Source organism: Mesorhizobium sp. Mes31 (assembly GCF_024519675.1).
Lineage (GTDB): Bacteria > Pseudomonadota > Alphaproteobacteria > Rhizobiales > Rhizobiaceae > Mesorhizobium.
The window spans coordinates 86,612-105,707 of record NZ_JALJRL010000018.1 but is presented as its reverse complement, the minus strand read 5'-3'; the positions used below and the strand labels follow the sequence as shown (position 1 = coordinate 105,707).

Below are 19,096 nucleotides of genomic sequence, written 5' to 3'. Positions count from 1 at the left end.
TTTCACCACGCACAGCACATGAAGGTCGACGATGGCACTGACAATTGACCAGCCGATCGAACACAAGCAGCAATCCTTGCCGGCACGGATGTTTGCCAGCCAGACCTTCTGGGTGGTGATCGCGGTCATCCTCGCCTGCCTGTTCCTGTCGTTCGCCACCGACGCCTTCGCCACCTCGAAGAACCTCTACAACATCACCCGCAACGTCACCTTCGTCGCCATCGTCGCGCTCGGCATGACCTTCGTCATCATCACCGGCGGCATCGACCTGTCGGTCGGTTCGGTGCTGTGCCTGTCGTCGATGGTACTGGCCGTCACCATGCATGCCGGCTACTCGATCGAGGTCGGGATCCTGGCCTCGATCGCCACCGCGCTCGCCATCGGCGCCTTCAACGGCATCATGATCGCCTATCTCGGCTTTCCACCGTTCGTGGTGACGCTCGGCATGTTGTCGATCGCCCGCAGCCTGGCCATGGTCGCTTCCAACAACACAGTCGTCTTCCAGTTCGGACCCGACCACGCCAAGCTCTTGTCGCTGGGCGGCGGCGCCTGGCTGTTCGGCATCGCCAATCCGGTGCTCTACACCATCGTGCTGGCGCTGATCACCGGCTTCATCCTGCGCTGGACCAAGTTCGGCCGGCACATCTTCGCCATCGGCGGCAACGAGCATGCGGCGACGCTGACCGGTGTGCCGGTGCGCCAGATCAAGGTTGCGGTCTACATGATCTCGGCGCTGTCGGCGGGCATTGCCGGCGTCATCGAAACCGGCTGGCTCGGCGCGGTCACCACCAACATCGGCACCGGCATGGAGCTGCAGGTGATTGCCGCCACCGTCATCGGCGGCGCCAACCTTGCCGGCGGCGTCGGCACCGCCTTCGGCGCCATCGTCGGTGCGGCGCTCATCGAAGTGATCCGCAACAGCCTCGGTCTGCTCGGCATCAACGCCTTCTGGCAAGGCGTGTTCATCGGCGGCGCCATTCTGCTGGCGGTGCTGTTCGACCGCATCCGCAATTTCCGCCGCAGCGACTAGGCCGAAACGGTCCATGGCAAACTCCCTGTTCAGTCTCGAGGGCCGGTTGGCGCTTGTGACCGGCTCCGGCCAGGGCATAGGCTTCGCCCTGGCGCGCGGCCTCGCCGAACACGGGGCGAGCGTGGTGCTCAACGGCCGCGACCGCGCCAGGATCGATGGCGCCGTCGAAAAGCTGCGCGATAGCGGCTTCAAGGCACATGCCTCGGTCTTCGATGTCACCGACTTTCAGGCCGTGAACGCCGACGTCGCCCGCATCGAGGCCGAGATCGGCGCCATCGACATCCTCGTCAACAATGCCGGTATACAGTTCCGTGCTCCGCTCGAGGACTTTCCCGAGGAACAATGGGAGCGGCTGTTCAAGACCAACGTGTCAGGCGCTTTCCATGCCGGCAAGGCCGTCGCCCGCCACATGATCCCGCGCGGCAAGGGCAAGATCATCAACATCGGCTCGGTGCAGAGCGAACTGGCCCGGCCGAACATCGCGCCCTACACCGCAACCAAGGGCGCGATCCGCAACCTGACCCGGGGCATGTGCACCGACTGGGCGAAACATGGCCTGCAGATCAATGCCATCGCGCCCGGCTATTTCCGCACCGAGATGAACCAGGCGCTGGTCGACAATCCGGAGTTTTCCGCCTGGCTGGAGAAGCGCACGCCGGCCGGGCGTTGGGGCAATGTCGACGAATTGATCGGCGCCGCCGTGTTCCTGGCCTCCGATGCATCGTCCTTCGTCAACGGGCACACGCTCTATGTCGATGGCGGCATGACGGCCTCGGTTTGAGAGACAATTTGCTGCCTGGTGGCGCTATTCGTTCTGCTGCCTATCGTTCAGTCTGAAAATCCTCTGTCATGGCCCGCTGAAGGTGTCCACACAGCGACCCCGCCTTGACGCGCGCCCGAACTCGGCCGCACAATCCCCGCTGCAGGCGAAGGGAGGCCAGTCGCCTGCGGGAGGATATACCCATGACGGAAGCGATCAGGCTCTACTGGGGCCGGTTCGGACATGTTTCTGTCCTGAATGTCGCAAGCGACTTCGTCACCCATGCTCATGGCGAGGCACATCTGATCATCTGGCTGGAGGGCACCGCCGGCGAGATGACCATCGGCCGCGAGACGGTACGGCTCGGACCTCGCACCGCCGCCGGCATCAATTCCTTCCAGCCGCACAGCCACGTCCTGTCGCAGAACGGCACGCCGGGCCTGTTCCTCGCCTTCTACATCGATCCGGACTGGGCCCGCCGCCGCCGCGACCTGCCTTCATCCGCGCCGTTGTTCTCACAGGCGGCAATCAACCTCGAGCCGTGGCTGCACCAGGCCGCCGCCAACCTGCTCGACCACCTCAGCGACAATGAGAGCGTCGACGATGTCGCCAACTACGAGATCGAACGCTTCATCGACAGCGTGCTCGATGCCGCCGACGCCTCGGCGCCGCAAGAGGCGCGCATCCGCATAAACACCATGCAGGATTTCCGCGTCCGCAAGGCGATCCAGCTGATGAGGGCCAACGTCTGCGAGCGCATCTGCTTCGACGAGGTGGCGCGCAGCGTCGGCCTGTCGCGGCCGCACTTCTTCGCCCTGTTCAAGGAACAGACAAACCTGACGCCCAATGTCTACTGGAACACGCTGCGCATGGAAGAAGCGGTGCGGCAGTTGCAATGGTCGCAGGAGCCGCTGATCTCGGTCGCGTGCAATCTCGGCTTTACGACCCAGGGCAATTTCTCGCGCTTCTTCCGCGACCATGTCGGCGTGCCGCCGACGCTTTATCGCGAGGCGGCGCGGGCGATCGCCTGAACCACCTGCCCGCCACCTTTTTCAGACTCCCACCGTATTGCCGTCATCGAATGCAGTCGGGAAGCGATGTCTCATTTGCGCCCCCTCCGGACGTGCGGGATAGCCATCAGGACCGTATCGACCCGGAGCGCAAGCTCGTTTGCGTTCGGCCGAATTGCCGAGCATCCCAGCAGCGGGCATTGAATTACCGCAGCGCGCCAATGTTGCGATGACGGTGCTACCTCTCGCTTGTTAGCTGGCGGAGCCAACAGGCTTCAGCATCAGCCGATTGCGATCCCTGGTTCTAGAATTGCGATCCCTGGTTCTAGATTAGAATGACGTTGCCATCAAAAGAGGTCTCGTCGAATGCCTCGCGCGCCCAACCAAGAGCCCGAGGTACGGACTGAAGTCGACCTCTTCGAAATCTGGGCCGCCATGACCGGAGGCATGGTGATAATGCACGAACAACTTTGAATGTATCGTCCGGCAGATCAAGGTCCACAAATACTGCTGGTACCCCTGTCTTTTTCGCAACTACATCGCTCAGATCCGCAGCTGGCGCGTTGGTAGAAGGAATGGTAGGTGCGTCGAGATCGGGCAAGAGGTGGGCCATGCGTGAAACCGATGCGGAGCGCGACCAAGACAAGAACCGTCCGGCTGGGCCTTCTGGCTTACCGGACTGCAACGCCCTCTTCTCGGCGAGGATAAGCGATAGCTCGCTCTGCAACATCTCCAAGACGGCCGACTGACTAGCTTGCCGGACCGACAAATGCGCTGCGAAACCATAGGCGATATTTGAGCCGTTCTGATTGGCCGAAATGGCGGCGATGACTGGCACGCCGAGGTCGTTCGTTAGATCCAGGAGCCAAGTGCGTCGTTGCCGCCGCTCTAGCCAACGTCGCAAATCCGAATGGGCCGGCTCATGAAGCGTTCCGAGCGGCACCGAAGGACGTCTTATGCGCCCGTACCACCAGATAGCGACTGCATCTCGTTCCACAAGTTCCAGCAGCGCGGTGACCTGGGCAGTGGAGCGGTCAATGCCGGCGGCAAGACCATTGCTATCTGTCGGTCCCTCCCCGAGCACGACGTTGACGATTGGCACGAATACGTCTGGGCCAGCGCGATTTGGCTTCGCCAAGCACCAGCTGGTGCAGTTGGAGACATGTTCCTTGACGACCGACCATGCGCGCGGTGAAATCAATTCACTTGGATTGGGACCATCTCGGAGTTGAATGTCCGAAAACTGCCAAAATTGGTTGGGCGCGATAGAACTTCCTGGCAGATCGGTTGCACGCGCCTCAACGATTTGGAGAGCGTCGATTTGAGAAGCCGCCGCTCGCTCCGCCATTTCGCCGAGACAGGATGCCAGCGCATTCTCGCGCGTCAGACCCCGTCCCGAGCCGAGTATCTCGGCTTTGCCAGCGGACTCCCGTGCAGCGACGATGAACTCCGCAGGAGCATCGGTATGGGTCAGATGAAGTAAATCGAAATTTCCGTTCACCGGTTCAGTACGCCCTCTTTGTGCCGACAGCCTTATGTGTTAGAGTTCCCTAAATTACTCTGAGCCATTCATTCTGGACTTACGGAAGCTTGAAAGCTTACCAGGGAGGTATGAGATGCGGCTTCGGACCATTCCTACCGTGAAGAGAGGCAGTGAGGACGACGGCGGCTCGCTCACTTTTGCAACAGACCCAGCGGCGTGTCTAAAGGTAGGAAAACTGATATATAAAGCGGCCACTGATCAAGGTGAATTTCAGAATTTCGTCGCGGATCCAATATCAGCCTTGGAGGACGCCGGCATAGATCCGTCGCAATTGGCTGAATTGCAGATCAATGTAGTTCGTGACGACGCATCTACGGTACACATCGTAATACCAGTGGTAAATGAGTACAAAGGGACTCTAGATATTTATCTTCAGGAGTTGGGTTTCGTGACGATTATGGGGTGTAGGTAGCAGTCTCTGAAGCGGGCATCCGGTGATTTCTGAAATGAGTTTGGCCAAGCAAGTCAGAAATTCCTCGCGTCTATGCCGATCAGAGACGAGAGTGATCTGATCCAACCACTGCATCGCTGCGACCGGGCTAAAGCATCCGCCTTCCCAACGTGTTTCAACTATTTTCAGGAATGCAATCGTGGACGTATGAGCTTCGTCGTGGCGGGCACTCTTGGTCAACGCGAACGCATTCCATGCCAGCGGCTCGGCCAGTCCGAATGACCAGAGGGCTGAGCCATGATCGAGGGCTCGTTCATAGGCTCCGGCCATGGCAAATGCTTGAAGTCCGAAGAAGTGGAAAAAGTCTGGCGTCGCGGGGTGAAGGTGAAACGCCCTCTCTGCATACGTAACAGCCGCATTGCCGTCACCATAGCAGGCGAGTCCCTCGGAAGCGGATATCAAAACGGCGGGGTCATAGGGGTCAAGCTCGACGGCGCGCCTGAATTCCTTTTCTCCCTGGGTGTAAAGCCCCATGCGGTAGTAAGCCCACCCTAGAACGCCACGGTTCCTGGCGTCCCACGGATCGATCGCCACAGCATTCTTGGCCAATGCGAGTGCTCCGCTGAACGAAAGTGAGGTGACTTCGCTGCTAGGGTTTGCCATTGGCTGACAAAGTTGAATGGACGCGAGCCCTGCGATAGGGCGAGAAAATCCGGGGTCCAGGGCGGCGGCTCGACGTAACATGGAAACAGCGCCGTCGAGATCACGCGAACGAAAGCTCTCGGTTAATCGGTCGGCGTCCAACCATATACTGTAAGCATCATCCAGCTTTTTTCCTGCTTGTAGATGGTCGGTTGCGATTGCGTATTCAACGTGGCTGACAATCCGATCCAAATCTGCCAGCGACGCTGTAACAATGCCCAGGTTTTCATTGTCCATTCGCTCCGAAAGCAGATGCGTCCTATCGATGCTCCTGCTCAATCTGAAGGAAGCCTGCAGTCGCCTTTCGTCGACCCAAACATTCATCACGAGCGCGTAAGTCGCATCGAGGCGTTCCCCGGGGTGCGTCGGGAGCAACAATGCAAGACTGTGCGATCGTCCCAACGCTCCCACCAGCTCTTCAAACAGGAAACCAGCGAGCCCGTTGGTTAACTCCGGCGGCCCTACTGGTGGCCTGGCAACCAACACGACGGAAGGCAGCCGCCGGCAGGTCAATGACCCGCCTGATGCTTGTCGGCTCAAAGCTTCGCGCTTGGGACTCTGTGCGGCTTCGGCGAGCCGCAGCAAAGCCGATGGAGGCTCGGAATCGAGATCACGTCTAAATGCCTCGCGGCATGCCTCATAGCGTCGAAGTGCTGCGGATGCATTGCCTTTGTCTAGCGCCCATCCAATCAAAGCCGAGTGAGCAGCCTCGTTTGTTGGCTCAATTCGAATGAGATACTCCGCCAGCTTATGAAGGTCCGGCTCGCATCCCGTTCGAACAGCGACCGCAAGAGCGACGCCGGCCGAACGTACGACAATTTCTGTTATGTGCATCCGCTCGATGCTCAACCAGGTGTCGAATTCGGGGTCTGGAGAAATCAGGCCCTCCAAGAGTCCACCATCCCAATGGTCCGCCGCAAAGAGGGTTGCTTCGGAGTTCCCTTGGGCCAACATCTGTTCGACTATCCGCACATCGACGCGAAGTTCTCCCAGATCGATTCCAATCGTGTCTCTTGTGGCTCGAAGGAGCTGTTTGGCTCTTTCTCCGAATGTTCGTCTGAGGTCGGCCAAGGTTTGGCGAAGCGAGTCGCGCGCTTGTTCGTCACCTCTGCTACTCCATAGCAATCCGCAGATTTTCTCTCGCGTAGCTTGCCCATCGCGCTGGAGCGCCAGAAAGGCGAGTAGGCAGACAGACCTTCGGGATTTTGGAGTCAGGTCGCGCCCATCGCAATCGTGCAAGGCAACTCTGCCCAGCAACTTTAGGTACGGCCGCGTGTCTGGTTCAGCTGCTCCGACCATAGGTCACGACGCCTCACATCGTGCAATTTAGCTCATTATCATGTATCACGTCTTGGGTCTTTAGTCCTTTTCCGGCAGCCACCGCCCGCCAAATCAAAATGTCCGGTTTCGAGTTTTCACGATCAGGGCTTCATTTTTTCACGGAAGGCACCGGACCCGTTCGTAACCTCCATGCAGTTTCTCAATCACGAGAGACTAACAAAAGGAGGATGATATGTTGTACTTTGCTTCCAACCAGACGACTCGCACCACTCGTACGGTTTCGCTTGTAGTGTTCGGCCTTTTGGCGAACTCGATCGTGAGCGAAGCAGCCTACTCGAACACCGCCCCCTTCGTCGGTGTTCACAGTCTACGTGCCGACAATGGCGACTTCGATACCTGGGGTGAACCGGCGACTCGAGATTCATTCGTCGCTAAAGGCATGGTGGATCCTGCCCAGGCAGGGGCCATCGGGAACGCCGGCGCCGAGTCGACGTCCAAGTGTCTCGGAGTGAGCCCACGAATGTATGACCCTGTCAGTCCCAACTGCCGGAACTGAGGTCCAGAAAGGGGCGGTCTATAGCACCGCCCCTCTCTAGCCAGGTGAATGCGCCCCGAGAGGTAGCTTGGCGCAAAACAGACCCAGCAGCCTACAATCGCTGCCGGCAAACGGCGCAATCAAAGGCTTCATGCATCTTGAAGTGTGGCAAAGAAAGAAATCCGGAGGTCCTTTTTCAGACTGATTGATACGCACTCGAGACGCATTGATAAGCGCCCCTGAGACGGCCGCCCTACCCTTGCCCAACTGTCGCATTGCAAGGGAACATCCATATGGCGAAAGTCACCATCTCCAGCGTCATCGACGCGCCGGTCGAAAAGGTCTGGGCGCGCATACGCGACTTCAACGGACTGCCGAGCTGGCATCCGCGCATGGTCGAAAGCCATATCGAGGACGGCAAGGACGCCGGCACGATCGGCTGCGTGCGCAACTTCCAGCTCGCCAGCGGCGCCCGCATCCGTGAAAAGCTGCTCGACTTCTCCGATGCGAATTTCCTCGTCAGCTATTCCATCCTGGAGACGCCACAGCCGCTGACCAACCACAAGGCGACGCTGCAACTGCGGCGCGTGACCGATGGTGACCGCACCTATGCCGAATGGACCGCCAGCTTCGACGCGGCACCCGAGGAAGCCGGCAAGCTGGCCGAGGGCATGGGTGTCAATGTCTTCCAGGGCGGCTTCAACGCCCTGAAGAGCCATTTCGCCGGCCAGAATTGAGCCGCAACGCGGGGGCACGCCATGGCGCTAGCACTACAGACTTTCGCAACGGTCAAGGACGCCCAGACGGCGCTGAAGCCCCAGGGCACCCGCTATCTCGGCGGGGGTACACTCGTGGTCCGCGCGGCCAATGAGGGCGATGTTTCGGTTTCCGGCCTCGTCCGCTCGACCGATCCAGCCCTGTCTGCCATCGAAATTGCCGGCGGCAAGGTCCGCATCGGCGCTTCGGTGACGATGGCGGCGATCGCCCGCCATCCGGACCTCGGCACCCTTGCCAGGGCCGCCCGCGCCGTCGGTGGCCCGGCGATCCGCAACATGGCGACCGTTGGTGGCAACCTGTTCGCACCGGCGCCCTATGGCGATTTCGCCGTTGCCCTGCTGGCGCTTGGCGCCACGGTCAGCACCGACGATGGCGAAACGCCGGTCGAGACCTTTCTGGCCAAGCGGGACGGCAGCCGCGCCATTGTAATCTCGGTCGGCTTCACGCTTCCGAAGGCTGGCGATTTTCGCTTCCTGAAAGTGTCGCGGGTCAAGCCGAAAGGCATCTCGGTGCTCAGCATCGCCGCGATGCTCGAACAGGCTGGTGACGGCACCGTGTCCTTGGCGCGAATAGCGCTTGGCTGCATGGCCGACCGGCCAATACGCGCCAGGGCGGCGGAGAAGGCGCTGCTCGGCAGAAGGCTTGACCAGGACGGCATCGCGCTGGCGCTGGCCGCCGCCGGTGAAGGCACCTCGCCGATGACCGATCCGATCGCCAGCGCCTGGTATCGCGCGGAAGTCCTGCCGGTCCATCTGCGCCGGCTGCTGCTCAGCTAATCACCTGTCGGGGGGCGCGCGTCTGTCCGATTGTTCGGGCAGGCGCGCAAGGAGGAAACATGGCAAAGGTCCCGGTTCAATTCACGCTCAACGGTTCTGAAAAGGCCGAATTCATCGACAGCGGCACGACGCTGCTCAACGCCTTGCGCGACAAGATCGGCGACACCTCGCCGAAAGGCGGCTGCCATCAGGGCACCTGTGGCGCCTGCTCCGTCATCATCGACGGCGAGCTCAGGCTCTCCTGCCTGACGCTGGCCGAGACCTGCAATGGCGCCGCGATCACCACGACATCGGGGCTTTCGGAAGGTGGCGTCCTGCATCCCCTGCAGCGCGCCTTCCTCGACACCTTCGCCACGCAATGCGGTTTCTGCACGCCGGGCATGATCATGGCCGCCAAGGTGCTACTCGACCACACGCCCAATCCCAGCCGCGAGGAGGTGGTCGAGGCGCTGTCAGGCAACATCTGCCGCTGCACCGGCTACGAGCCGATCATCCAGGCGGTGCTGCTTGCGGCCCGCGCCAATTCGCAGAACGCGGCCTGAGGGGAAGCAGAGATGGAACTGCGCAAGAACTACTTCGCCGATGTGCGCAAGGACGATCTGCACGAGATCGGCCAGCCACGGCCGCGCTCGGATTCGCCCGGCCACGTCACCGGCAAGACCGCCTTTTTCGCCGACCGCAATTTCCCCGGCATGCTGCACCTGAAGATGGTGCGCAGCCCGCATCACCATGCCCGCATCCGCTCGATCGACACGTCGGAGGCCGAGAAGCATCCGGGCGTCGTCAGGGTGCTGACCGCCAGGGACGTGCCGCACAATGTCTACACCATCCTGATCCTGATCCAGATCGGGCCGGAGGACGAGACGGTGCTGGCCGACGGCAAGGTGCGCTGGAAGGGCGAGGCCGTTGTGGCGGTGCTGGCCGAGACCGAGCGCGCGGCGCAGGAGGCCGCGGCCAAGGTGAAGGTCGACTATGAGGTGTTGCCGGCCGTCTTCGATATGGAGGAGGCGCTGAAGCCAGGCGCGCCGCTGGTCAACGAATACCACGGCCAGAACTACTACCTCTATGACAGCGGCGAATGCCGCAAGGTGCGCTTCGGCGATGTCGAGGCGGGCTTTGCAGGCGCCGATCATGTGCTGGAGCAGAGCTACCAGTCCTCGCCGATCGAGCATGCACCGACCGAGACCACCGGCTGCGTGGTCGCGCCCGAGGGCAATGACCGCTTCACCTGCTACACCAACACGCAGGCGATGTTCTTCACCCTCGACAATGCCTCGATCATCCTGCAGATGCCCGGCAACAAGCTGCATTTCGTCGGCGGCACCGTCGGCGGCGGCTTTGGCGGCAAGGTCGACGTCATCGTCGAGCCAATCGCCATCCTCGGCGCCAAGCTGACCGGCCGGCCGGTCTCCTTCATCTACAGCCGCGAGGAGGAGATGCAGATATCGTCACCCCGCGCGGCCGAAAAGGTGGTCATCAAGGACGGCGTCATGAAGGACGGCCGCATCGTCGCCCGCAAAGTCACCGGCTATACCGATGCCGGCGCCTATTCGCGCCACTCGCCCTATGGCGCGCAGAAAGGCGCCGGCCATTATCCCGGCCCCTACACGATCCCCAATGTCTGGATCGACGCCTATTGCGTCTACACCAATCGCACGCCCTCCTCCGCCATGCGCGGCTTCGGCGTCACCATCGGCGACTTCGCGCTGGAGGTGCAGATGGACAAACTGGCGCGGCTGATCGGCATGGACCCGCTCGAATTCCGCTTCATCAACGCCTATCGCGACGGTGACATGAAGGCGCATCGCCAGCCGACCGTGGGGGCTGCGCTGATCGAATGCATGCAGGAAGCCTCACGCGCGGCCAACTGGCCGGTGGCGGAGAAGTACATGGCGATGTCCTCCTACGCGAAGGGAGCTTGAAATGGCGATCAGACGCGGACGCGGCGTCGCCGCGATCAACTATCCGACCGGCATGAACCTTGGCGGCGATCCGACCCAGGCGCTGGTCCACTCGACGCCGACCGGCAATTTCATGGTGACGCTGTCATCGGTCGATCTCGGCCAAGGCATGAAGCAGATCATGGCACAGATCTGCGCCGAGACGATCGGCGTGCCGACCGACCGTGTCGTCGTCGACACCGCCGACACCGACACCGGCCCGCACTGCATGGGCACCTTCGCCTCGCGCGGCACGCACCGCGCCGGCAACGCCGTCATCCAGGCCGCCAGGGAAGCGCGCCAGGTGATGCTGGAAGTGGCGGCCGAGGAGCTGGAGGTCAACGCCTCCGACCTCGAGACCGACGGCCAGGGCAACATCCTGGTCAAGGGCGCCCCGCAGAAGTCGATCTCGATCTTCGATGTCGCGCTGTCGGCGCATTTCAAGCGCGGCCGCTCGATCTCCGGCCGCGGCATGTTCCTGATCCCGCGCTCCTATCCGGAGAAGGAGACCGGCGCGATGAAGCCGTCGACCTGCTACGCCCATGCCTGCACCGTGGCCGAGGTCGAGGTCGATGACGAGACAGGCGAAGTCACCGTGCTGACAGTGAAGAACATTTTCGAGATCGGCCGCGCGCTGAACCCGAAAATGGTCGAGCAGCAACTCGTGGGCGGCTCCTGGATGGGCATCAGCCACGCGCTCTACGAGACGACCGAGCCCTACTATCCCAACCGCGACCATGGCGGCACCGACTTCAACCAGTATTTGATGCCGGGTCCCGGCGATCTTGCCGAAACCGAGATCATCGTGCTGGAACGACCTTCCGCCGACGGACCCTACGGTGCCAAGGGACCGGGCGAAATGTGCGCCAATCCGCAGATACCGGCGGTCGCCAATGCCGTCTTCGACGCGGTCGGCGTGCGCATCGACACGCTGCCGATCACACCGGAACGCATCCTGCGCGCGCTCAAGGCGCAAGCACCGAATTGAGTGCTGACAATGCCCGAGGTGAACGCCGAGACTGTCGCGACTTCGCCGGAGGTGGTGGCGCAGCACCTCGCTGCCTCGCGCTATCTGGCCGATGAGAGCCTGGCCACAGCCATCTTCCTGGCCATCCGGCTGGGCAAGCCGCTGCTGCTCGAAGGCGCGCCCGGCGTCGGCAAGACGGAAGCGGCGAAGGCGATCGCCAGTCTGCTCGGCCGCGATCTGGTGCGGCTGCAATGCTACGAAGGCATCGACGCCGCGCACGCGCTCTACGAATGGAACTACCAGCGCCAGCTGCTCGCCATCCGGCATGCCGGCGACAAGGAAATCGACATCTATGACGACCGTTTCCTGATCGCGCGGCCGCTGCTTCAGGTGCTGAAGGCGCCGGAAGAGCGCGTGCTTCTGGTCGACGAGATCGACCGTTCCGACCATGAATTCGAGGCGCTGCTGCTGGAATTCCTCTCCGATTTCCAGATCAGCATTCCCGAGCGCGGCACCATCCGCGCCGAGGCTCAGCCGATCGTCATCCTGACCTCGAACCGCACCCGGGAGCTGGCCGAGGCCCTACGCCGGCGCTGCGTCTATCACTGGATCGGCTATCCCGACGCCGAGCGTGAGGCCGCCATCATCATGCTGCGCGCCGGCGATGTCGCACAAGCCACCGCACGCGCGGTCGCGGCAGCCGTGCGGACCATCCGCGCACGCCCGCTGGCCAAGCCGCCCGGCATCGCCGAGGCCGTCGAATGGGCCAATGCCGCCACCATCCTGGAAAAGGGCGGCAGCCCGTGGCCGGAGGCGTTTCGCCGCGCCATCGGCGTGCTGATCAAGGACGAGGAAGACCTCTCCTACATCGCGCCGGAGCTTGGCCGGATCGTCGAGGAGGCGCTGGCGTGAGCGCCCTGCCCCACGCCGCCGGGCCCTTCCTCGGTTTCGGGCGGCTGCTGCGCCGCTATGGCTTTGCCGTCGCGCCGGAGCAGGTGTCAGGTTTCATGCAAGCGGTGACATTGCTCGGACCGCGCTCGATGGCCGATATCCGCGAGGCCGCCCTTGCCACACTGGCGCCACCGCCGGACCGCCGCGACGAATTCGAAGCGCATTTCCAAAGCCATTTCTATGGCAACACATCGGCTGTGGTCGAAGGCGACGCCGACGAGGAAACCCGCATCAAGGATGATGGGGGCTCGGACCAGGAAGAGATCGAGGTGGTTAGCCAGCAGGAAGGCGGCGAACTGTCCTCCGGCGCCGAACAGTTGAGCACGCGCGACTTCCAGCGCGACGACGACAGGCTGACCGGTTTTCAACGCAAGCTCGCCTCCGCCCTGCCCGCCCGCCGCTCCTTCCGAACCGTGCGCACCCATTCGCGCGGCAAGCTCGACCTGCGCCGCTCGCTCAGGGAAATCGTCAGCGCCGATGGCGACGTCCCCTCACCGCTGCTGCGCCGCCGCCAGACCGTGCCGCGCAAGCTCTTGATGCTCATCGACGTCTCCGGCTCGATGAAGCTGCACACTGCGGACTATCTCAAGCTCGCTCATGCCGCCGTGCAAGGTGGGGATCGTGTCGAGATCTTCACCTTCGGCACACGGCTGACCCGCATCACCTCGGCGCTGCGCATTCGCGACCGCGACCAGGCGCTGGCGCGTGCGGCGGCCTTGGTCGACGATTGGGACGGAGGCACCCGAATGGGGCCAACCCTGCTCGCCTTCCTCTCGGTGCCGCGCTTCTCGGCCTTCGCGCGCGGTGCTGCCGTCGTCATCCTTTCGGACGCACTGGAGCGCGGCGATCATGCTGAACTGGAGACGGCTATGCGCCGGCTGAGCGCCCGCGCCTTCCGGCTCTCGCTGGCGACACCGCTGGCCGGCGACCCACGCTTCCGGCCGGCAACGGCGGCACTGCGCGCCATCCTGCCGGTGCTCGACGATCTCGTCGACGGCTCGTCGCTCGCCGGTCTCACAGATTTCATTCTGTCGCTTGCCCACCCTGCCCCAGCGGCAGCGGCAATCTGGAAGAGGGTTTCATGATGCAGAAAGCCATCGACGCGCATTTCCACATCTGGCGCCAGCAAGACCAGCCCTGGCTGGTCGGACCGATGGTGCCGCGCATCTTCGGCCCTTACGAGCCGATCCGTCGCGACTACCTGATGGAGGAATTTCTGGCCGATCAGCAGGGCGCCGGCGTCGAGAAGGCCGTCTATGTCCAGACCAACTGGGCCAAGGAGGATTTCGAGAAAGAGGTCGCCTTCCTGCAGAAGACCGCTGAAGAGACCGGCTGGCCGCATGCCATTGTCGGTTATGCCGACATGACCGTCGACGATGTCAGGCCGCAGATCGACCGACTGAAGAAGTATCCACTGCTGCGCGGCGTGCGCATGCAACTGCACTGGCACGAGACGCCGGCCTTCCGCTTCGCCGCTTCGGCCGACCAGGTCATCGACCCGAAGATACGCGCCAATGTGGCGCGGTTGAAGGATTATGGCCTGTCCTTCGACCTGCAGCTTTTCCCGGCGCAAATGAAGGACGGCCTTACCCTGGTCGGCGAGAACCCGCGGACCAATTTCATCCTCACCCACGCCGGCATGCTGACCAGCATGGAGCCGGAAACCACTGAGGCCTGGAAGGCCGGCCTGCGCACGCTGTCAGCGGCGCCCAATTTCTATGCCAAGCTGTCCGGCCTCGGCACCTTCGTCCACCGCAACGACCCGGTGCTGATTGCCTACATCATCGACAATGCGATCGACATCCTTGGCAGCGACCACCTGATGTTCGGCTCGAACTTCCCCATCGAGAAACTGTGGACCAGCCACGCCGAGCTGATCAAGGCGCACCGAGATGCAGTGGCCAGGCATGGCACGGCGGCTGAGGCCGATATTTTCTGGAACACGGCTGAGAAGGTTTATCGGCCCGTCTGACCCCTCACTTCACCTCGAACTGCGGATCGACCGGGATCTGCAGCGCCGTGACCATGTGATTGGTCTGCCCCGCCAGACCGATGATCGACACCAGCTCGCCATGCTGCGCGTCGGTCATGCCCTTGGCGCGAGCCGCCGCCGTGTGCGAGTGAACGCAGTACGAACAACCATTGGCGGTCGATACCGCGATGTAGATCATCTCTTTGGTGAGTGGATCAATGGCGCTGTCGGCCACCATCACCACCTTCAGCTGTTCCCAGATCCGCTTCAGCGCTGGAGGATCATTGGCCAGTCCACGCCAGAAATTGTTGACGAAATCGGATTTGCGCGTCGCACGGATGTCGTCGAACACCGCCTTCACGGCCGGGATTTTCTCCACCTCGGCATCGCTGAGAAGTCTTGTGGTGGCCATGATTGGGTCCTTTCATGTGAATTGAATCAGGTCTTGAGCAATTGCAGGCAACTGGCTTGGGTGATTCAGTTTTTGCTGAGCGTAACACAGTGGAAATCTGGCGAACTCTCACCTTCGTCATCCTAGGGCGAAGCAGGAGCGAAGCTCCGTCGCGGAGACCCTAGGATCCATTCCGTGACGTCTCTCGAAGTGTGCAGCGGAGCAGAATTCTGCACCGTGGCGACGCTTCCGAGTCCCGGCATGGATCCTGGGGTCTGCGCCGCGTCGCTTCGCTCCTTGCTACGCCCCAGGATGACGAAGGGACAGGCGTTTTGGCCAATTGCCAACGTTACGCACCCACCAGGCACCAGCCAGAAACCTAATGCACGGCCGCATACATGATCTTCTCCTCCGTCGCCTCGGCCGGCGAAAACTCCTCGACGATGCGCCCCTGGCGGCAGACCAGGATGCGGTCGGACAGGTTCATGATCTCAGGCAGGTAGGACGAGATGACGACGACGGCGAGGCCCTCATCGGCCAGCCTGTTTATGATCTGATGGATCTCGGCGATCGCGCCGACATCGACGCCGCGCGTCGGCTCGTCGAAGATGACGATGCGCGGCTGCTGCACCAGCCCCTTGCCGATCACCACCTTCTGCTGGTTGCCGCCGGACAGCTCGACCACACGCGCATTGTCGTTGATCGCCTTGATGTTCAGCGTCTTGGTCCACTCGGCCGAAAGCGTGCGCATCTCCTGCGCGTTGATTACCCATGCCTTTTCGCGGCCCGCCGCCAGCAGTCCGCCGAACAGGTTCTCGGCGATGCCCATCGTCTCGAAGATGCCTTCGCTCTTGCGGTCCTCGGTGACATAGACGATGCCGTCGGCCACCGCTTCGCTCGGCACGAGGTAGCGTACCGGCCGGTCGTCGAGCTCAATCGCACCGCCGCGCAAAAAATCGCGCTTGTAGATGCCCGACACGATCTTGAACGTTTCGGTGCGGCCCGAGCCGATCAGCCCGAACACGCCGGTGATCTGGCCCTCGAAGATCGAGAAGGAATTGTTGCGCACGACATTGCTCATCGAGATGTCCTGCACCGACAGCACCTTCCGGCCCGCCTTGCGCAGTTTCGCCTCGTCGCGCTGGCGATAGATCTGCCCCGACAAAGTGCGCCCGACCATTGCGGCGACGATCCTGTCCCGGTCGAAGGCCGAGGTGTCGTCGGTGATCACCAGTTCGCCGTCGCGCAGGATGGTGATGCGGTCGGCGATCATCAGCGCCTCTTCCAGCGCATGACTGATGAAGACGATGGAAACGCCGCTCGCCTTCAGCCGGCGGATCAACGCGAAGAAGTGGCGCTTTTCTTCCGGCGTCAGCGTCGCCGTTGGCTCATCGAAGATGATGATCTCGGCATTGTGGTGGACGGCGCGCGCGATCTCGACCATCTGCCGCTTGGCCGCTCCCAGCGTCGCCACCATGGCGTTCGGATCGACCGGAAAATTCAGCGACTGCAGGAACTGCTGTGCTGAAATATACGTGCCGCGCAGTCGGTTGAGGAATTTTTCAGTACCGAGATAAAGATTCTGCGCCACCGTCATCGACGGCACCAGGCTGGTTTCCTGGAACACCATGGCAATGCCGGCCTCGAGGGCTGCATGCGGCGAGGCGTAGGCGATCTCGGCGCCTTTGTGGAACATCTTGCCCGACGTGGCGTCGACGACACCGGCGATGATCTTGGTCAGCGTCGATTTGCCGGCGCCGTTCTCGCCGAGCAGCGCGTGGATCTCGCCCCTGCGCAACTCGAAGCTGACATTCTTCACCGCGGGCACACCGCGATAATTCTTGGTGACATTCTCCAGGCGAACGATCGGTTCCATCAAAAGCCTCCCGACGCGAGGTCGATCGCCAGCACGCAGTCGCCGCCCCTGGAGGCGATGAACAGCCGGCCGTCTTTCTCGGCGACGCTGCAGATGCCGTGGCGCGTGCCGTTGGCGCGGCTGTGCAGGCTGAATTGCGGCTGCATCTCCCGGTCGAGCCTGACCACCAGCCCGTAGGAGCGGCTCGGCGACCACGGCTTGTGGATGCCCATGGTGCGGATGCCGCCGCATTGCAGCGGTTCAAGGAAGCTGCGGCTGGAAGCCAGCGCCGGCGCGATCCAGTAGGCCGGCGGCACCTGTGCCAGCATGTCCTGCCGGTAGTGCGTTTCCTGCAGCACGAATTCGATCAGCCGGTTGCGCGGCGCGAACAAGGTCAGCCAAGCCCCGCCGTCAGGAGATGGGGAAAGGCGCGCGGGATAGCCGGGCAGATGCGCCAGCACTCTCGAGCGGTTGCCGGTCTCGCCGTCGAAACGCACCAGTTGATGGCGCCAGCTTTCTGCGACCAGCACATCCTTGCCGATCGGATGAAGACCGTAGGGGAATGCGATGTCACCGGCGACCTTCTGGAAACCGATCGCTCCCGGTCCACATCGCCAAAGCGAACCGGAGGCGCCCTTCTTCATCAGATCGGCGGCCCATTGCGACGGCGCGTGCTCGGCCGAACCGTTGGCCAGCCAAAGCGTGCCATCGTCCGCGTAGGCAAGTGCCGTGATGCAGCGCACATCAGCCGGGAGCAAGACTTCCTTGCCGGCAATCAGCAGCTTGCCGCTTTCGAGCCCGACAGTCAGTTCACCCGATGGCGACAGCGCCAGCGCCGTGACGGGAGATGGAAAGGCCTCTACCACGACGGGCGCGCCGCCGGCAGCAAGCGAGTAGATGGCATTACCGGCAGAGACGAGCAGCCTGTCACCCGAGATCAGCAGATTGTCCGGCTCGGTCAATTCGGCAAATGCCGGCGCATCGTCCAGCCGGGTGTTGGGACGGAAGGCGCCGTCGAGCGGCGGGATGGTGACGGCCTTTCCGCGAAAGATATCCAGGATCGGATCGAGGATCATGGTCTTGCCCCCCAATAGGAAGCGGGGCTGGTCCAGTTCGGGTCCGCGCCCGAAATCCTGTAGCGGCCGATGCGGTTGTTGAGGATGCCGCCGACGAACAGATATCCCTTGTGCTCGCGCATCGAGGTGACCATCGGGTGCGCACCGCCTGTGAGATCGCCCATCGCCTCGACGATGCCGCCCTTCTCGTTGAACTTGACCACGCCGCCGGTGTTGATGTTGGGGAACAGCCATTCGTCCTGCGGCAGCCGGCGCGTCATGCGCTTGCGCATGTCGGGGTGGCGCAGCGAGAGATCGAAGCTCGGCGTGCGCATGCCAAGCCACGCCATCCAGTAATTGCCGTCGGACGCCCGGTTGATGTTGTCGGGGTAGCCCGGCATGTCACGGATGACGCATTCGGCAGTGCCGGCCTTCGGTCCTCCAAGCCAGTAGCGATGCACGCGGCAGGCCCAGCTTTCTGCGAAGAACAGCGACTTGCCGTCATGCGCCATGCAGACACCGTTGGTGTAGCGATAGCCATCGAGCAGCGTCTTCGTAGAGCCGTCCTTCGGATCGTAGACCAGCAGACGGCCGGTGGCGCGGTTCTCGATCGAGTCCAGCGCCCAATCATGCGCATCATAGCGCTTCGTGGAGTCCGTGAAATAGATGCGGCCATCGGGCGCGATGTCGCAATCATTGGGGTCGCGCAGCCGCGCATCGTCGACGATCGAAGTCCAGGAGCGCGACGTCTCGGCCGACAGCCGTTTCACCTCGCGATCCGGGGATACGGAATAGAGCCCCATGGCGCCGACGCAGCTGATCAGATTGCCTGCCTTGTCGAAGGCCAGGCCAAGCGAAAAACCGCCAATATGGGCAAACACTTCCGACTTGACGTAGTCCGGAGCGAAGAAACGAACGATCTCGCCATGCCGCGTGCCGCAATAGAGGTGGTCGTCGCGGTCGAGGATGACGTCTTCAGGCCCTTCCAGTTCACCAAGCCCGATGTGGTCGGCTGCCGACAACCTGTTGTCGAGTTCGTAGGGCGTGCCGGAGCCGGGTGCGGCCGACTGTGTCGCGCCCATCTTGAGGTAGACCGGCGCGACATAGACCTCGTTCAGCACCTTGTGGCGGTTCTTCAGCCAGCGGATGTCGATGGTGAC

16 protein-coding genes and 1 pseudogene (1 of these 17 only partly in view) are annotated in these 19,096 nt (G+C 62.3%); 11 read left to right on the top strand and 6 right to left on the bottom strand.

Translation table 11 applies throughout. The features are described from left to right. Nucleotides 1-31 precede the first annotated feature (31 nt). From NR193_RS25900 to NR193_RS25890, 3 genes are all read left to right on the top strand, one after another. Nucleotides 32-1,030: an ABC transporter permease gene (locus tag NR193_RS25900; RefSeq protein WP_256753585.1), complete on the top strand. Its 999-nt coding sequence runs from the start codon at nt 32-34 to the stop codon at nt 1,028-1,030. 13 nt (nt 1,031-1,043) lie between these two features. Next, nucleotides 1,044-1,811 carry an SDR family oxidoreductase gene (locus NR193_RS25895; RefSeq protein WP_256753584.1) on the top strand — a complete coding sequence of 256 codons (768 nt, stop codon included), beginning with the start codon at nt 1,044-1,046 and terminating at the stop codon, nt 1,809-1,811. Nucleotides 1,812-1,993: 182 nt separating this feature from the next. Further along, nucleotides 1,994-2,821: an AraC family transcriptional regulator gene (locus tag NR193_RS25890; RefSeq protein ID WP_256753583.1), complete on the top strand. Its 828-nt coding sequence runs from the start codon at nt 1,994-1,996 to the stop codon at nt 2,819-2,821. A gap of 304 nt (nt 2,822-3,125) precedes the next feature. On the opposite strand, the gene NR193_RS25885 is transcribed toward NR193_RS25890, so the two are convergent. Both NR193_RS25885 and NR193_RS25880 read right to left on the bottom strand, forming a co-directional pair. Then, nucleotides 3,126-4,301 carry a YcaO-like family protein gene (locus NR193_RS25885; RefSeq protein WP_256753582.1) on the bottom strand — a complete coding sequence of 392 codons (1,176 nt, stop codon included), beginning with the start codon at nt 4,299-4,301 and terminating at the stop codon, nt 3,126-3,128. 400 nt (nt 4,302-4,701) lie between these two features. Then, nucleotides 4,702-6,408: a BTAD domain-containing putative transcriptional regulator gene (locus NR193_RS25880; protein WP_256753581.1), complete on the bottom strand. Its 1,707-nt coding sequence runs from the start codon at nt 6,406-6,408 to the stop codon at nt 4,702-4,704. Between the two features lie 1,137 nt (nt 6,409-7,545). On the opposite strand from NR193_RS25880, the gene NR193_RS25875 reads away from it, so the two are divergent. The 8 genes from NR193_RS25875 to NR193_RS25840 are packed head-to-tail and all read left to right on the top strand — an operon-like array spanning nt 7,546 to nt 14,635. After that, complete coding sequence (locus NR193_RS25875) at nt 7,546-7,989, top strand: SRPBCC family protein (protein ID WP_256753580.1); 444 nt, start codon at nt 7,546-7,548, stop codon at nt 7,987-7,989. Nucleotides 7,990-8,010: 21 nt separating this feature from the next. Then, nucleotides 8,011-8,805, top strand: coding sequence for a xanthine dehydrogenase family protein subunit M (locus NR193_RS25870; protein ID WP_256753579.1), 795 nt, complete (start codon nt 8,011-8,013; stop codon nt 8,803-8,805). 59 nt (nt 8,806-8,864) lie between these two features. Then, nucleotides 8,865-9,347: a (2Fe-2S)-binding protein gene (locus NR193_RS25865; RefSeq protein WP_256753578.1), complete on the top strand. Its 483-nt coding sequence runs from the start codon at nt 8,865-8,867 to the stop codon at nt 9,345-9,347. A gap of 12 nt (nt 9,348-9,359) precedes the next feature. Next, a complete protein-coding gene (locus tag NR193_RS25860; protein ID WP_256753577.1) occupies nt 9,360-10,727 on the top strand; it encodes a xanthine dehydrogenase family protein molybdopterin-binding subunit in 1,368 nt (455 codons plus the stop codon). A gap of 1 nt (nt 10,728) precedes the next feature. After that, nucleotides 10,729-11,733, top strand: a complete 1,005-nt coding sequence (locus tag NR193_RS25855) for a xanthine dehydrogenase family protein molybdopterin-binding subunit (RefSeq protein ID WP_091581178.1) — start codon at nt 10,729-10,731, stop codon at nt 11,731-11,733. 9 nt (nt 11,734-11,742) lie between these two features. Continuing rightward, complete coding sequence (locus NR193_RS25850) at nt 11,743-12,624, top strand: MoxR family ATPase (protein ID WP_256753576.1); 882 nt, start codon at nt 11,743-11,745, stop codon at nt 12,622-12,624. A 5-nt stretch (nt 12,625-12,629) separates the two neighbouring features. Beyond that, nucleotides 12,630-13,748 (top strand): VWA domain-containing protein, encoded by a 1,119-nt coding sequence (locus NR193_RS25845; RefSeq protein ID WP_256753603.1) that lies wholly within the window; start codon nt 12,630-12,632, stop codon nt 13,746-13,748. Next, a complete protein-coding gene (locus NR193_RS25840) occupies nt 13,748-14,635 on the top strand; it encodes an amidohydrolase (RefSeq protein WP_256753602.1) in 888 nt (295 codons plus the stop codon). Before NR193_RS25845 ends, NR193_RS25840 begins: the two co-directional genes overlap by 1 nt. 4 nt (nt 14,636-14,639) lie before the next feature. Here the strand turns inward: NR193_RS25840 and NR193_RS25835 are convergent, their stop codons facing one another. The 4 genes and pseudogenes from NR193_RS25835 to NR193_RS25820 form a co-directional block, all read right to left on the bottom strand. Beyond that, nucleotides 14,640-15,047: a carboxymuconolactone decarboxylase family protein gene (locus tag NR193_RS25835; RefSeq protein ID WP_256753575.1), complete on the bottom strand. Its 408-nt coding sequence runs from the start codon at nt 15,045-15,047 to the stop codon at nt 14,640-14,642. Nucleotides 15,048-15,405: 358 nt separating this feature from the next. Next, nucleotides 15,406-16,902, bottom strand: coding sequence for a sugar ABC transporter ATP-binding protein (locus NR193_RS25830; protein WP_256753574.1), 1,497 nt, complete (start codon nt 16,900-16,902; stop codon nt 15,406-15,408). Continuing rightward, entirely contained in the window at nt 16,902-17,957 is a 1,056-nt protein-coding gene (locus NR193_RS25825) for a hypothetical protein (RefSeq protein WP_256753573.1), read from the bottom strand. Before NR193_RS25825 ends, NR193_RS25830 begins: the two co-directional genes overlap by 1 nt. Then, nucleotides 17,954-19,096, bottom strand: a pseudogene (locus tag NR193_RS25820) (ABC transporter permease) (it continues 997 nt past the right edge of the window). Before NR193_RS25820 ends, NR193_RS25825 begins: the two are co-directional and overlap by 4 nt.